Genomic DNA, 15,065 nt, shown 5'->3' with positions numbered 1-15,065 from the left:
GATGGTATCGCTTCGATAACGCCATCGTCATCGCCGCCGTCAACGTCGTCTTCCCATGATCAACGTGACCAATCGTACCCACATTCACATGCGGCTTGCTGCGATCAAACCTCTCCTTCGCCATCACTCACGACTCTCCTTTGGGGTTATAGAGTAGCATTTTCCAACATTTGTCTGGACACCTCGCTGGGAACGGGAGAATAGCGAGCAAACTGCATGGTGAAGACCGCCCGTCCCTGGGAGATGTTCCGCAGCGTGTTGGCATAGCCAAACATCTCGAAGAGCGGGACGCTTACCGCGACAACCGTCACGTCTCCCCGCCGAACCATGCCGTTGATCTTTCCGCGCCGGGAGTTAAGGTCACCGACTACGGCACCCATGTATGCCTCCGGAACCACCACCTCAACGTCCATAATCGGCTCCAGAAGAATCGGGCCGGCCCTCCGGGCGCCCTCCTGAAAAGCCCTGGAAGCGGCCGCCTTGAAGGCGATTTCGCTGGAGTCAACCTCGTGGTGACTGCCGTCGTACACCTCGCAGTGAACTCCGGTCAGCGGGTAACCGGCCAGAACGCCGGTCCGGGCCGCCTCCCTGGCACCTCTCTCGATGGCCGGGACGTACTCCCGGGGGACACTGCCGCCGACAAGCTTATTCTCGAACTGGAAATCGGACCCGTCCTGGGTAGGCCGGAGACGCAGCATGACGTGGCCGTACTGGCCCTTGCCGCCGCTCTGGCGAATGAACTTCCCCTCGCACTCCACTTCCTTGGTCAGGGCCTCTTTGTAGGCAACGGTGGGCCGGCCGACGTTGGCGCCGACGCCGAACTCCCTCAGCAGCCGGTCGACGAGGATCTCAAGGTGCAACTCGCCCATACCGCTTATGATCGTCTGCCCGGTCTCCTCGTCGTAACGCACCAGGAAGGTCGGGTCCTCCTCGGACAGCTTGATCAGAGCGTCGGCAAGTTTGTCCTGGTCGGCTTTCGTCTTAGGCTCGATCGACACCATCACCACCGGCTCCGGGAACGACATGCGCTCCAGCAGGACGGGGTGCTTCACATCGCAAAGGGTGTCACCGGTCGTGGTCTTACGAAAGCCGATGGCGGCGACGATGTCACCGGCGTAGGCAACCCGAATGTCCTCCCGCTTATTCGAGTGCATGCGCAGCAGCCGGGCAACGCGCTCCTTGATGCCCGCATTCGGATTGAGCACGTAACTGCCCGCCCTGATGGCGCCGGAGTAAAGCCTCAGGTAGGTCAGCCGGCCGACGTAGGGATCGGTCACGATCTTGAAGGCCAGGGCCGCCGCGGGATCTTCTACCGAGGGTCTGCGTTCCATGATTTTGTCGGGGCGGTCGATGGCGTGTCCCAGGACCGGCGGCCGATCAAGCGGCGACGGGAGGAAGTCGACAATGGCATCGAGGAGTTTCTGGACGCCCTTGTTCTTAAAGGATGACCCGCAGAGCACCGGGACCATCTTCGAAGCGATCGTCGCCTGCCGCACGGCGGCCAGTACGCTGGACGGGTCAAGCGTCTCGTCGCGCAGAAACTGTTCCAGGAGGTGGTCGTCGATATCCGCCACGGCTTCCAGGAGCTTCTCACGATATTCGTTGGCGGTGGAAAGCATATCATCGGGGACGGGGAGATCTTCAAAGGTCATTCCCTGGGACTCTTCATGGAAAACACGGAACTTCATCGTCAAGAGATCAATGATACCGCTGAACATTTCCCCTTCGCCGGCCGGAATGCAAATCGCGACACAATTGGCACCAAACCTGTCGTTCATCATCTTGAGGGTATTGGCGAAGCTTGCCCCCACACGGTCCATCTTGTTGACGTAGGCCACCCGGGGGACTCGGTACTTGTCAGCCTGGCGCCAGACCGTTTCGGACTGGGGCTCGACGCCGCCGACGGCGCAGAAAAGGGCCACCGCGCCGTCCAGGACGCGCAGCGACCGCTCCACCTCAACCGTAAAATCGACGTGCCCCGGGGTGTCGATAATATTGATAGTATGGTCCCGCCAGAAGCAGGTGGTCGCGGCGGAAGTGATCGTAATGCCACGCTCCTTTTCCTGCTCCATCCAGTCCATAGTGGCGGAGCCATCGTGCACCTCGCCCATCCGGTGCGTCTTACCGGTGTAAAACAGCATCCTCTCGGTAGTGGTGGTCTTACCGGCGTCGATATGGGCCATAATACCGATGTTTCTTACCTGTTTTAGAGAAGGCTCGGCGGACATAAAAAATCCCTGACTGATACTCACGAACAAGACGGTGATCAAGCGAGAAACGACAGGCCCAGTTCTTCTATCAGCAGGGTCCGAACAACCGTTCCGTCAGTCTCTCAAGGCATTGTTTGTTTGACGCGCAACCGTTATCCTCGTCGTTGAGCTTAAGTTCGAAACGAGACCCGTGAAGCTACACTCGTAAGCCGTCAACTACAGTCTAAAGTGCGCGAAGGCCTTGTTGGCCTCAGCCATCTTGTGAGTATCCTCCTTCTTCTTGATCGATGCGCCTTCGTTATTTGAAGCGGCGAGCAACTCCGCCGCCAGCTTGTCAGCCATTGACTTCTCGTTCCGTATCTTGGCGTACGCAATGACCCAGCGTATAGCCAGCGCCGTCCGCCGGTCGGCCCGAACCTCGACCGGCACCTGATAGGTGGCCCCGCCAACCCGGCGGGAGCGGACCTCGAGCACGGGCCGTACGTTGCTCATGGCCTTGTGAAAGACCTCGAGCGATGCCTGGCCGGACTTCTTCTCCAGCAGGTCCAGGGCGGAGTAGAAAATCCTCTCCGAGACGGAGCGCTTGCCGCGCTTCATCAGGGAATTGACGAACTGCGTGACCAGCCTGTCGCCGTACTTATGGTCCGACCCCTGAGTGTGCCCGATTACTCGTGCTCGACGAGACATACGTTTCCTGTCACCTTTACTGTTTCGGCCTCTTAGCGCCGTACTTGGAGCGTCCGCGCATCCGCTCGGATACACCGTCGGTATCCTTGGTCCCGCGGATGACGTGATACCGCACCCCCGGCAGGTCCTTGACGCGACCACCCCGGATCAGGACGATTGAGTGCTCCTGCAGGTTGTGACCCTCACCGGGAATGTAGGCGGTGACCTCGATCTGGTTGGTCAGCCGCACCCGGGCCACCTTGCGCAGAGCCGAATTCGGCTTTTTCGGCGTCGAGGTATACACCCGCGTACAGACCCCCCGCTTCTGGGGGCAACTGCCCATGGCCGGAGCCTTGGTCTTCTCGACGATCCTCTTACGTCCCTTGCGTATCAACTGGTTTATGGTCGGCAATGCATCTCCCTGTCAGCGAACCAGAATATAGCTCCAAAAATAGACCCGCAACTTACTTAACCGCATAATAAAGTCAAGCGTTTTCTTTGAAAATGTCCGCCACCGTCGTCTCGACCTTCTCGTCACTCACTCCCGGTATCTCTTCCTCATCATCGTAGAGTACCTTAACACCGCGGTACTTCTCGATGCCGGTGCCGGCCGGGATCAGGTGGCCGATGATCACGTTCTCCTTCAGCCCGAGCAGGTAGTCCGTCTTCCCGGAGATGGCGGCCTCGGTCAGCACCCGCGTGGTCTCCTGGAACGAGGCGGCCGAAATGAAGCTCTCCGTGGAGAGTGATGCCCTGGTGATGCCAAGCAGCAGCGTTTCGGCGGTGGCCGGCTCGCCGCCCTCGGCGATAATCCGGTTGTTTTCATCGAGGAACTTGGCCTTGTCGACCTTTTCTCCCTCGAGGAAGTTGGTGTCGCCGGGGTAGTCCACCTGCACCTTCTGTAGCATTTGTCGGACGATAATCTCGATATGTTTATCGTTAATCTTCACTCCCTGCAACCGGTAGACTTCCTGGATTTCGTTCACCAGGTAGGACTGCACGGCGTAGACGCCGAGAATGCGAAGGATATCGTGAGGATCGACGGCTCCCTCGCACAGGCGGTCACCCGCACGGACGAAGTCGCCATCGTGGACCATGAGGTGCTTGCCGTGCGGGATGAGGTACTCCTTGACCTCATCCTGCTCACCCTGGACAATAACCTGCTGCTGGCCGCGGACCACCTTGCCGAACTCGACGCTGCCGTCCACCTCGGAGATCACGGCCGGGTCATGCGGTCGGCGAGCCTCGAACAGCTCGGCCACGCGCGGCAGACCACCGGTGATATCGCGCGACCGGGAGATGGTTCGCGGCATCTTGACCAGCACGTCGCCGGGTACGACTTCCTGACCTTTCTGCACATGGAGCTGGGCATCGGTCGGAATCCGGTAGCTGGCCACGACCTTCCCCCCGGCCCCCTTGACTGCAATGGTCGGAAACAGCGTTTTGTCCCGGTGCTCGATGATTTTCAGCTGGATCAGCCCGGTCTGGTCGTCGATCTCCTCCCTGACCGTCACATCCTTGATGATATCCTTGAACTGCACTTTTCCGGGGTACTCGGACATGATCAGGCCGGTGTAGGGGTCCCATTCAAAGACGGTGTCGCCCTTTTTGACCTCCTGGCCTTCCTTGACCACTAGGTGGGCGCCGTAAGGCAGTTTCAGACGCGTGCGAACGCGGCCCTTGGGATCGATAATATGGGCCTCGCCAACCAGATCACGGCTCGTCACCATCACCGTGTCGTCCGATCGATCCACCGACTGGACCTCCTCCAGGTGGATCCGGCCATCATGTTTTGAGACGACCTGGGATTGCTCGGCGATGCGGGCCGCAATGCCGCCGATATGGAAGGTACGCAGAGTCAGCTGGGTGCCGGGTTCGCCGATAGACTGGGCGCCAATAACTCCGACGGCTTCGCCGATATCGACCATGCCCATCGTGGACAGGTTGCGCCCGTAGCACTTGGCGCACACGCCGTAATTGGACTCACAGGTCAGGACAGATCGAATGCGGACGGTCTCGATACCGGCTTCCTCAGTGGTGGCCGCCTCAGCTTCCTTGATTTCCTCACCCGCCCTGACGATGGGCTCATCGGTGATGGGGTCATAGACGTCTTCGAGGGCCACCCGGCCGAGGATTCGGTCGCGCAGGGATTCAATGACTTCCTCGCCTTCCTTGAGCGCCGAAACATCGAGGCCGAGAATAGTCCCGCAATCCTCCCGGCGGATAATAACGTCCTGGGCGACGTCCACCAGCCGACGCGTAAGGTAGCCGGCGTCGGCCGTCTTGAGGGCCGTGTCGGCCAGACCTTTACGGGCACCGTGAGTAGAGATGAAATACTCCTGCACCGAAAGACCCTCTCGGAAGTTGGAGGTCACGGGCGTCTCGATGATCTCACCGACACCGCCCGTAATCTTCTTCTGCGGTTTGGCCATCAGCCCGCGCATCCCGGCTAACTGCCGGATCTGCTCCTTGGAGCCGCGGGCCCCGGAATCCGCCATCATGTAGACCGGGTTGAAACCCTGGTTCTGGGCGGCCAGATTGTTGAACATAACCTCGGCCACCTCGGTCGTGGTGCGGGTCCACGTGTCGATCACCTGGTTGTATCTCTCACCGTTGGTGATAACGCCCCGCTCATAGCGCTTCTGAATCTTGGCCACTTCCTTGCGGGCCGCCTGGATCATTTTGTCCTTTTCTTCCGGGATGACCAGGTCATCGATAGACACGGTCACACCCGCCTTGGTGGCGTGCTCGAAACCGGCGAACTTCAGGCGGTCAAGGAACTCAATCGTGGTCTCCTGGCCATACAACCAGTAAGACCTGGCCACGAGTTCTTCCAGCTTAGCCTTGTCGGCCAAGTCGTTAAAATACGGTTCCTCCCTGGGCACCATGTGGTTGAAGAGGATACGTCCCGCCGTGGTCTGGAACAGGCGGCCGTCCATCCGAACGTTGACCAGGGTGTGCATGCTCACGTGCCCGGCATCATAAGCCGCCAGGGCCTCGTCGCTGTTGTAGAACGACATGCCTTCGCCACGGGAACCCTTGCGGACCTTGGTGAGATAGTAACATCCCAACACCATGTCCTGCGAGGGCACCGCGATGGGGCGGCCGGACGACGGTAACAGGATGTTGTTGGTCGACAACATCAGCACCCGCGCCTCCAGCTGGGCCTCGAACGACAGAGGAACGTGCACCGCCATCTGGTCACCGTCGAAGTCGGCGTTAAAGGCGGCGCAGACGAGCGGGTGCAGGCGGATGGCCTTGCCCTCGACCAGCACGGGATAGAACGCCTGGATGCCCAGGCGGTGCAGCGTAGGGGCCCGGTTCAGTAGAACGGGATGGTCTTCGATAATCTCTTCAAGGATATCCCAGACCTCGGGCTTCTCTTTTTCCACCAGTTTCTTGGCCGATTTGACCGTCTGCACGTAGCCCTTCTCTTCGAGCTTCATAATGATGAACGGCTTGAACAGCTCGAGAGCCATGTTCTTGGGCAGCCCGCACTGGTGCAGCTTGAGTTCCGGGCCGACCACGATCACGGAACGGCCGGAATAGTCGACGCGCTTGCCGAGCAGGTTCTGGCGAAACCGTCCCTGCTTGCCCTTGAGCAGGTCAGAGAGGGACTTGAGCGGCCGTTTGGAGTCGCCGCGCACGGAATGGGTCCGGCGGCCGTTGTCCAAAAGGGCGTCGACGGCCTCCTGAAGCATCCGCTTCTCGTTGCGGAGGATGACATCGGGGGCCTGGATGTCGATCAGCTTCTTGAGCCGGTTGTTGCGATTGATGACGCGACGGTACAGGTCGTTCAGATCGGAAGTCGCGAACCGTCCGCCCTCGAGCGGAACCAGCGGCCGGAGATCCGGGGGGATAACCGGGACCACGGTCATGATCATCCATTCGGGACGGTTCGGCGACTGACGGAAGGACTCGAAAATACGCAGCCTTTTGAGCGTGTCCTTCTTGCGCTGGACCGAGGTTTCCACCTTGACCTGGGCGCGCAGCGTCGCCACTATTTCGTCGATATCGATCTGCCTGAGCATCTCACGAACCGCGTCAGCACCCATGCGGGCATCGAACTGCTTGCCGGCTTCCTCCAGCTCCTGATAGTCCTGTTCGGAAATAACGTCGCCCTTTTCGTAAGACGAGTTACCCGGGTCGATCATGATGTGGGCTTCGTAATAGAGGATCTTTTCCAGTTCGCGGATCGACAGGTCAAGCATGTGCCCGATGCGCGAGGGAAGCGACTTGAAATACCAGATATGAGAGACCGGCACCGCCAGCTCGATATGCCCCATCCGCTCACGGCGCACCTTGGACTGGGTCACCTCCACGCCGCAGCGGTCACATACGATCCCGCGGAAGCGGATGCGTTTATACTTGCCGCAGTTGCACTCCCAGTCCTTGACGGGGCCAAAAATCCGCTCACAGAAAAGACCGTCACGCTCCGGCTTGAAGGAGCGGTAGTTGATCGTTTCCGGCTTCCTTACTTCGCCGTACGACCAGGACAGGATAACATCGGGCGACGCGATCTGAATCTGAATCGCCGCGAAGTCTGAGGGCTTTTTTTGCGGAACCGGGTTTCTACCCACGAAATCGGCCACGGCTCACTCCTTTATCTGCTAAGCTCCTGAACCGGCTGGTCAAAGCCATTACCGGCACCTCATTTCTCAATCAACTTGACGTCCAGACCAAGAGCCTGAAGCTCCTTGATCAGCACGTTGAATGCCTCCGGATAACCGGGTTCGGGAGGATTCTCCCCCTTGACGATAGCCTCGTATACGCGGCTGCGACCGATCACATCGTCCGATTTGACGGTCAGCATTTCCTGCAGCGTGTATGCCGCCCCGTACGCCTCCAGCGCCCAGACCTCCATCTCTCCAAACCGCTGGCCGCCGAACTGGGCCTTGCCGCCGAGCGGCTGCTGGGTGACCAGGGAGTACGGGCCGATTGACCGCGCGTGAATCTTGTCATCGACCAGGTGCGACAGCTTCATCATGTAGATGTAGCCGACCGTAATCGGGCTGTCGAAGGGATCCCCGGTGCGCCCGTCATGCAGCACAATCTTGCCGTCTTCGGGCAGATTGGCCTGCTGCAGTTTCTTCTTGATCTCGTCAATGGTGGCGCCGTCAAAAACCGGGGTGGCAATGCGCTCACCGAGCGCGTTGGCCGCCCAGCCGAGGTGGGTTTCGAGGATCTGCCCAATGTTCATTCGCGAGGGTACGCCCAGAGGATTGAGGATGACGTCGACGGGCGTGCCGTCGGCCATGCGCGGCACATCCTCTATGGGCACGATCTTGGAAACAACACCCTTGTTGCCGTGCCGGCCCGCCATCTTGTCGCCGACGGCAATCTTGCGTCGAATGGCGATAGTCACCTTGACGAGCTGCTTAACCCCGGGCGGCAGTTCGGCTCCGCGCTGCACCTTGTCGATCTCTATGTCCATCTCAGCCTTCTTCCGGGCGATCAGATCCGCCGCCTCGTCGAGAATGCTCTGGACGTTCTTGCTGGTCGCGCTGTCGGAGCAGTATCCCTCTGCGGGCACAGCCTCGTCGAAGTTGAAATCGACGAAGAACTCGGCCTTGTACTTGTGGCCGCTTCTTATGAGCACGGAGTTGTCGATTGCCGACCGGACCAGTTGCGACGTCTGCCCTTCGAGCAGCTGCCCGACGCGCTCGGCGCGCAGCCTGGTGATCTCTGATATCTTCTTGCTGTATTCCCTTCTGATGGCCGCAACTTCCGTCTTTTCCTGTTTCTTGGCCTCTTCCGTGCGCTCTTTGCGCGAGAACACCCGGGTTTTGATAACCACACCCTTCAGGCCGGGCGGCGCCTTCAGGGACGCATCGCGTACGTCACCGGCTTTCTCGCCGAAGATGGCCCTCAGGAGCCGTTCTTCGGGGGACAGCTCGGTTTCCCCCTTGGGGGTGACCTTGCCGACCAGAACGTCGCCGGCCTCGATCTCGGCGCCGACGCGCACAATCCCGTGCTCGTCCAGATTCAGCAATGCTTCCTCGGAAACGTTCGGGATCTCGCGGGTGATTTCCTCCGAGCCGCGCTTGGTGTCGCGAACCTGCAATTCGTACTCTTCGACGTGTATCGAGGTGAAAATGTCCTCGTGGACGAGGCGCTCCGAGAGGATAATGGCATCCTCGTAGTTGTACCCGCGCCAGGGCATGAACGCAACCAGCGTGTTGCTACCCAGGGCCAGTTCACCGGCCTCGACCGCCGGACCGTCCGCCAGCGTATCACCGGCCTTGATGGCAGCGCCCTCTCTGACCACGGGATGGTAACTGATACAGGTGTCCTGGTTCGACCGGCGATATTTCGTCAGGTGGTACACTTCATCCTCGAAGTACCCCAGCTGGTTCGGCCGCGGCTTTACTTGAGGCGTTATGATCACCTTGGTGGCATCCACGTACTTCACGACTCCCGGACCCCTGGCCAGCACCACCGCCCCGGCGTCCACCACCGTCTTGCGCTCCATGCCGGTGCCGATGATCGGCGCCTCGGTCTTCAGCAGGGGCACGGCCTGGCGCTGCATGTTCGAACCCATCAGCGCTCGGTTGGCGTCGTCATGCTCCAGGAAGGGGATCAAAGAAGCGGCCACCGATACAATCTGCCTCGGGGAAACGTCCATGAAATCAACTTCCTCGGGCAACACCAGCGGGTAGTCGGAACGCCGGCGGCACAGGATTCTCTCATGAACGAAGCGACCGTCTTTGTCAAGCGGCTCATTGGCCTGAGCGATGTGATACCGGTCCTCTTCATCGGCCGACAGGTATTGGATCTCGTCGGAGGCCCGTCCCTTGATGACCTTCCGATACGGCGTTTCCAAGAAGCCGTACTTGTTGATGCGGGCAAAGGTGGCCATGGAAGTAATCAGCCCGATATTGGGTCCCTCGGGGGTCTCGATCGGGCACATCCGGCCGTAGTGCGTGTGATGCACGTCGCGCACCTCGAAACCGGCCCGCTCCCGCGTCAGGCCGCCCGGACCCAGGGCTGAAAGACGCCGCTTGTGGGTCAGCTCCGACAGCGGATTGGTCTGATCCATAAACTGTGACAGCTGTGAAGACCCGAAGAAGCTCTCCACAACGGACGAGACCGTACGGGCGTTCACCAGAAGCTGGGGAGTGACGTTCTCCTGGTCCTTCAGGGACAACCGCTCGCGAATGGTTCGGGCGACGCGGGAGAGTCCGACCGAGAAAAGATTGGTGAGCAGCTCTCCGACCGTGCGCGCCCGGCGATTCCCGAGGTGGTCAATGTCATCGGTGAAACCCTTCTCGTTGCGAAGGCCCACCAGGTACTTGGTAATCTCAACAAAGTCGGTGTTGTCAAAGACCGTCTTCTCAAGCGGAATGGTCAACCCCAGGCGCTGGTTGATCATGTAGCGCCCCACCTCTCCGAGATCGTAACGCTTGCTGTTGAAAAACAGCTTTTCGAGAAGCGTCTCGGCCATCTCAAGCGTGGGCGGTTCGCCGGGGCGGAGCAGGGAGTAAATTCTTACCAGGGCTTCCTCGCGCGACTTGGTGGGATCCTTCTTCAGGCTGTTCAGGATTACCCAGGTTTCCCGCCCTGCCTCCGGGAGGATTACGCGCACGGAGCGGTTGCCGTTCTCCTTGAGCCGGTCAATCACCGTTTCGGTCATGGGTTCGCCGACGCCGTAGAGCAACTCGCCGGTTTCCTTGTCGACCACCGTCTCACCGACGAACGACCCTTCATGGTCGGCCGGCTTCTTGCCGGCCAGCGAGAACTTCCCGACTTTGTACAACAGGTCGGCCAGATCCTCGTCAGTCGAATAGCCGATGGCGCGCAGCAGTGTCGTGATCGGCACTTTGCGCTTCGAGTCGATGTACACCCACATGACGTCGTGAAGATCCAGAGCGAACTCCACCCAACTGCCCCGGTAGGGTATCACGCGCGCGGAGAAGAGTTTCTTGCCGTTGGGGTGAATCGTTTCGTCAAAAAAGACGCCGGGGCTGCGGTGCAGCTGGCTGACGATCACGCGCTCGGCGCCGTGAATGACGAACGTACCCCACTCCGTCACCAGCGGCAGCTCCCCGAGGTACACGTCCTGCTCGATGATATCCTTGACTTCCTTGTGGCCTTCCTCCCCCTTGCGGCTGATCAGCCGCATGGTCACCTTCAAGGGCGAGGCAAAGGTCATGTTGCGTTCCCGGCACTCGTCGATGCTGTACCGGGTGGGGCCGAGATGATAACTGACATACTCCAGGGAGAAATTCTCGTGAATGTCAGTTACGGGGAAGATATCAGTGAAGATCTGATGGAGTCCCGAGATCTTCCGCTTTTCCGGCGGTATGTTCAACTGGAGAAAATCATGGTAAGACTTGAGCTGTACCTCCAGAAAATTCGGCATTTCGCAGGCATCCTGAAGTGACCCGTATGATTTCCTCGCGATAGTACGTGCCTCCACCAAAACACTATCCTCCTAACACCAAGACGGAACCTGCCGGGCGCAACAATACGCTGTCGCGACCGGCGCCCGCGATCCAGAATGCAATAAATTGTGACAAACCAGTGGTGATCCTGTCATCTATTTCATTTACTCCCCGCGCAAGCGCCATCGGGAGTTATTAGCCGCAGTCAATTCACCAACGATATAAACAGACAATGGGAAAAATCTTTGTCGTCCTTCCTCAACGGTATGTAACCGACCGGGAACGGGATAGTTCCCGGCCACATAGGCTTCAGAATCTACTTGACCTCGACCAGCGCGCCAACCTCTTCGAGCTTGGCTTTGGCCGCTTCGGCCTCATCCTTGGAGACACCTTCCTTCACCTTTGCCGGAGCACCGTCAACCAGGTCCTTTGCCTCCTTGAGACCCAGCGACGTGAGCTGACGCACCACTTTGATGACCTGTATCTTCTTGTCACCAGCGCCGTTAAGGACCACGTCGAACTCGGTCTGTTCCTCGACCGCTTCAGCGGCGGCGCCCGCGGCTGCCACCGCGCCACCCATGACCACCGGCGCGGCGGCCGTCACACCGAACTTCTCTTGAATCTCCTTGGAAAGATCGGCCAGTTCCATCGCGTTCAGATTGGAAATCTTCTCAACAATTTCGTCAATCGCTGCCTTTGCCACGATTATTACCTCGTCTTCATCAGCATTTCGTTGTTAACACCTGTCTTTCGGGGTTACCTCGATCCCAGATGGCGAGACGAAGCCACCTAGAAGCGTGGGCGAGGCGCAGACCCGTAACGTCTCAGCATTCTATCATCCTTCATCCGTTCTCTTTTGAGCCAGGGCGTCAATCGTCCCCATCAACTCGTGGAAGACGGCATCGAGGGCCGCCACCAGGCTGGTGAAAGGAGATTCGACCGCAGCCACGAGCTGTGACAGGAGGACCTCTCTCGGGGGAAGGGAAGCCAGACGCGTGATCTCGTCCGCACCGTGCAACTGGTCCTCCACCACGAACGCCTTAACCCGGGGTAGCTCCCTGGTCTTGTAAGAATCATACAGGATTTTGGCCGCCACCGAGGGGTCATCGGCGGCGAAGGCCACGGCTGTCGGCCCCGCGAAGTAGTCGTCAAGACCGGACTGACCGGCATCCTTCGCGGCCAGACGCAGCAACGTGTTCTTGGCCACCAGAAAGCGCACGTTATTCTCACGCAGGTTCTTCCGCAGTACCGTAATGTCCGCTACGTTGAGTCCCTGGTAGTCGGTAATGAAATACGAGCCACATTCCTCGAAGAGCTTTCGAATATCCGCGACCGCTTCAACTTTTTCCGGCTTCGGCATGCTTATTCCCTTTCCACTTACCGCTTGGTCGCGGCCACCAGTTCCTGGTGGTCCAGTTTTAAGCCCGGGCTCATCGACGAGCAGATCGAAACTCCGAGCAGGTAGGTACCCTTGGCCGCCGCCGGCTTGGCCCGCACAATGGCGTCGACAAAAGCGTGCACGTTTTCGACTATCTGATCTTCCGTAAACGACAGCCTGCCGATGGCGCTGGCAACGTTCGCCTGGCGATCGACCCGGAACTCAATTCGCCCGGCCTTAAGCTCCTTGATGGTCTTGGCCAGGTCCATGGTAACCGTGCCGGTTTTGGGGTTCGGCATCAAACCGCGAGGACCGAGGATCTTGCCCAGCTTGCCGACGTGACGCATCATGTCCGGCGTGGCCACGGCAACGTCGAAATCCGTCCAGCCGCCCTTAATCTTCTCGGCCAGGTCGTCGGCACCGACGAAATCGGCGCCCGCCTCGGTCGCTTCCGTCGCCTTCTCTGACTGCGCGAAAACCGCCACCCGGACCGCCTTACCGGCACCGTGGGGAAGAGCCACCGTGCCGCGGACCATCTGGTCGGCGTGCTTGGGATTGACTCCCAGCCGGACCGCGATTTCTACTGACTCATTGAACTTGGCGTAGTGACTTTCTTTCAGGATCTTGACCGCCTCCGCGACGGGATGACGGCGCGCCCGATCCAACTTGTCACGGTAGGCCTTGTACTGCTTCGAGCGTTTCATACGTTCTGGTTCTCCCTGCCAGCGGCCCGCGGGCCGCCGAGGTTCTAACGAATCACTTTGTGCATCTCTTAAACGATTTCGATCCCCATGGAACGCGCCGTACCCTCGACCATGCTCATCGCGTGATCCAGCGACGCCGCGTTAAGGTCCTGCATCTTGGTCTGCGCGATCTCGCGCACCTGGTCCCGCGTCACGGCGCCAACCTTGTCCTTGTTGGGGACACCCGAGCCTTTCTGCACCTTTGCCGCCATCTTCAGCAGGGTCGAGGCCGGCGGTGTCTTCGTCACGAAAGTGAACGATTTATCATGGTACACCGTGATAATCACGGGTGTGAGTATCCCGTTGCCGGTCTGTGTCTTGGCGTTAAAGGCCTTACAGAATTCCATGATATTGACACCGCGCTGGCCGAGCGCCGGGCCTACCGGCGGGGCCGGATTGGCCTGACCGGCGCGGATTTGAAGCTTTATGACGGCTGCTACCTTCTTGGCCACTTCTGTTTACTCTCCCGATGCGATCCCCGTGAGGCCCTAAGCCTTGGATTTTTCGACTTCCACTTGAAGGAAATCGAGTTCCACCGGCGTGGGGCGGCCGAAAATCGAAACCATTACCTTGACTTTGCGCCGTTCCATGTTCACTTCGCTGACGGTCCCGGAGAAGTCCTGGAACGGGCCGTCGTTGACTTTTACCGGATCGCCCGCCTGGAACGGAACTTCGGAAACCTCCTCCGTCCGGCTGCGATCGATCTGCCCGACAATGCGCTGAACCTCCTCCTCCTTCAGCGGCGTCGGATTCCCCCCCGAACCCACAAAGTTCGTGATGCCGGGGGTCGAGGTCACCAGATTCTGAGTCACCTTGTCCAGTTCCATCTCGATCAGGATATAGCTGGGCAGGAATTTCTTGGTGGTGGTGGAACGGCGACCCTGCCGCATTTCGGTCACCTGTTCCGTCGGCACCAGAACCTGTCCGAACTTCTCCTCCAGACCGGCATTGGCGATAGCCGATTCAAGATACATCTTCGCCTTCTGCTCGTGTCCCGAGTACGTATGTGCCGCATACCAGCGTAACGCCATCGCTAACTTCTCACCCCCGGAAAATGGAAGTAATCCCCAGCGTGAGGATTCGGTCCACGATGCCGACAAAAATCGCAATGATCATTGACACGACCATCGTAACGATTGTGGAACCGACAAGTTCATCCCTGTTCGGCCAAGTCATTTTCCGCAACTCGGCCATGATTTCCTTCAGGTACTTTTGGATCTTATGCAAAACAACCTGCCTGAAAACTGGAGCTTTTGCAGGCCAGGAGGGACTCGAACCCCCAGCATCCGGTTTTGGAGACCGGCGCTCTACCGATTGGAGCTACTGGCCTTCACGTTTATTCTCTACCTGGTCTCCTTGTGCGGCGTGTGCTTGTTACAGAACGGGCAGTACTTCCGGAACTCCACCCGCCCGGGGTGGGTCCGCTTGTTCTTGGTCGAATCGTAGTTGCGCCGCTTGCACTCACCACAGGCCAGCGTGATCTTGTCTCTGGGCATCTCAAGGCCGCCTTTTCACTCGCTCTTGCGCTTACTCCAAAATTTCAGCGATGACGCCGGCACCGATCGTCCGGCCGCCCTCGCGGATGGCGAAGCGAAGCTCCTTCTCCATCGCGATCGGCGTGATTAACTGCACGTCCAGCGACACGTTGTCACCCGGCATCACCATCTCCACTCCCTCCGGCAAA

The 15,065-nt window shown here is 59.2% G+C and carries 14 protein-coding genes and 1 tRNA gene; all 15 read right to left on the bottom strand.

Annotated features, from left to right (window positions below):
* On the bottom strand, positions 1 to 124 hold a 124-nt coding region (locus VMY05_02340), incomplete at its 3' end, for a GTP-binding protein (GenBank protein ID HUV29920.1).
* Between the two features lie 22 nt (positions 125 to 146).
* Positions 147 to 2,228, bottom strand: coding sequence for an elongation factor G (fusA, locus tag VMY05_02335; protein ID HUV29919.1), 2,082 nt, complete (start codon positions 2,226 to 2,228; stop codon positions 147 to 149).
* Between the two features lie 198 nt (positions 2,229 to 2,426).
* The gene (gene rpsG / locus VMY05_02330) at positions 2,427 to 2,897 is read right to left on the bottom strand and encodes a 30S ribosomal protein S7 (protein HUV29918.1); all 471 of its coding nucleotides are present in this window, start codon (positions 2,895 to 2,897) and stop codon (positions 2,427 to 2,429) included.
* Positions 2,898 to 2,913: 16 nt separating this feature from the next.
* On the bottom strand, positions 2,914 to 3,288 hold the full coding sequence (gene rpsL / locus VMY05_02325; protein ID HUV29917.1) for a 30S ribosomal protein S12: 375 nt from the start codon (positions 3,286 to 3,288) through the stop codon (positions 2,914 to 2,916).
* 73 nt (positions 3,289 to 3,361) lie between these two features.
* Positions 3,362 to 7,456, bottom strand: coding sequence for a DNA-directed RNA polymerase subunit beta' (gene rpoC, locus VMY05_02320; protein ID HUV29916.1), 4,095 nt, complete (start codon positions 7,454 to 7,456; stop codon positions 3,362 to 3,364).
* Positions 7,457 to 7,527: 71 nt separating this feature from the next.
* Positions 7,528 to 11,295 (bottom strand): DNA-directed RNA polymerase subunit beta, encoded by a 3,768-nt coding sequence (rpoB, locus tag VMY05_02315; protein ID HUV29915.1) that lies wholly within the window; start codon positions 11,293 to 11,295, stop codon positions 7,528 to 7,530.
* 281 nt (positions 11,296 to 11,576) lie between these two features.
* Positions 11,577 to 11,963 carry a 50S ribosomal protein L7/L12 gene (gene rplL, locus VMY05_02310; protein HUV29914.1) on the bottom strand — a complete coding sequence of 129 codons (387 nt, stop codon included), beginning with the start codon at positions 11,961 to 11,963 and terminating at the stop codon, positions 11,577 to 11,579.
* A 132-nt stretch (positions 11,964 to 12,095) separates the two neighbouring features.
* Positions 12,096 to 12,620 carry a 50S ribosomal protein L10 gene (gene rplJ, locus VMY05_02305; protein ID HUV29913.1) on the bottom strand — a complete coding sequence of 175 codons (525 nt, stop codon included), beginning with the start codon at positions 12,618 to 12,620 and terminating at the stop codon, positions 12,096 to 12,098.
* Positions 12,621 to 12,637: 17 nt separating this feature from the next.
* The gene (gene rplA, locus VMY05_02300) at positions 12,638 to 13,342 is read right to left on the bottom strand and encodes a 50S ribosomal protein L1 (GenBank protein HUV29912.1); all 705 of its coding nucleotides are present in this window, start codon (positions 13,340 to 13,342) and stop codon (positions 12,638 to 12,640) included.
* 68 nt (positions 13,343 to 13,410) lie between these two features.
* The gene (gene rplK, locus VMY05_02295) at positions 13,411 to 13,833 is read right to left on the bottom strand and encodes a 50S ribosomal protein L11 (GenBank protein HUV29911.1); all 423 of its coding nucleotides are present in this window, start codon (positions 13,831 to 13,833) and stop codon (positions 13,411 to 13,413) included.
* A gap of 36 nt (positions 13,834 to 13,869) precedes the next feature.
* Positions 13,870 to 14,412: a transcription termination/antitermination protein NusG gene (nusG, locus tag VMY05_02290; GenBank protein ID HUV29910.1), complete on the bottom strand. Its 543-nt coding sequence runs from the start codon at positions 14,410 to 14,412 to the stop codon at positions 13,870 to 13,872.
* 10 nt (positions 14,413 to 14,422) lie between these two features.
* Positions 14,423 to 14,608, bottom strand: coding sequence for a preprotein translocase subunit SecE (secE, locus tag VMY05_02285; protein ID HUV29909.1), 186 nt, complete (start codon positions 14,606 to 14,608; stop codon positions 14,423 to 14,425).
* Between the two features lie 29 nt (positions 14,609 to 14,637).
* Positions 14,638 to 14,711 (bottom strand) — tRNA-Trp (locus VMY05_02280).
* Positions 14,712 to 14,724: 13 nt separating this feature from the next.
* On the bottom strand, positions 14,725 to 14,877 hold the full coding sequence (gene rpmG / locus VMY05_02275) for a 50S ribosomal protein L33 (GenBank protein ID HUV29908.1): 153 nt from the start codon (positions 14,875 to 14,877) through the stop codon (positions 14,725 to 14,727).
* A gap of 31 nt (positions 14,878 to 14,908) precedes the next feature.
* On the bottom strand, positions 14,909 to 15,065 hold a 157-nt coding region (gene tuf, locus VMY05_02270), incomplete at its 5' end, for an elongation factor Tu (protein HUV29907.1).

The sequence above is a fragment of the Acidobacteriota bacterium genome, assembly GCA_035529075.1.
In the GTDB taxonomy this organism is placed as follows: domain Bacteria; phylum Zixibacteria; class MSB-5A5; order GN15; family FEB-12; genus DATKXK01.
The sequence above is the reverse complement of the archived record's forward strand: the minus strand, read 5'-3'. Positions and strand labels throughout refer to the sequence as shown.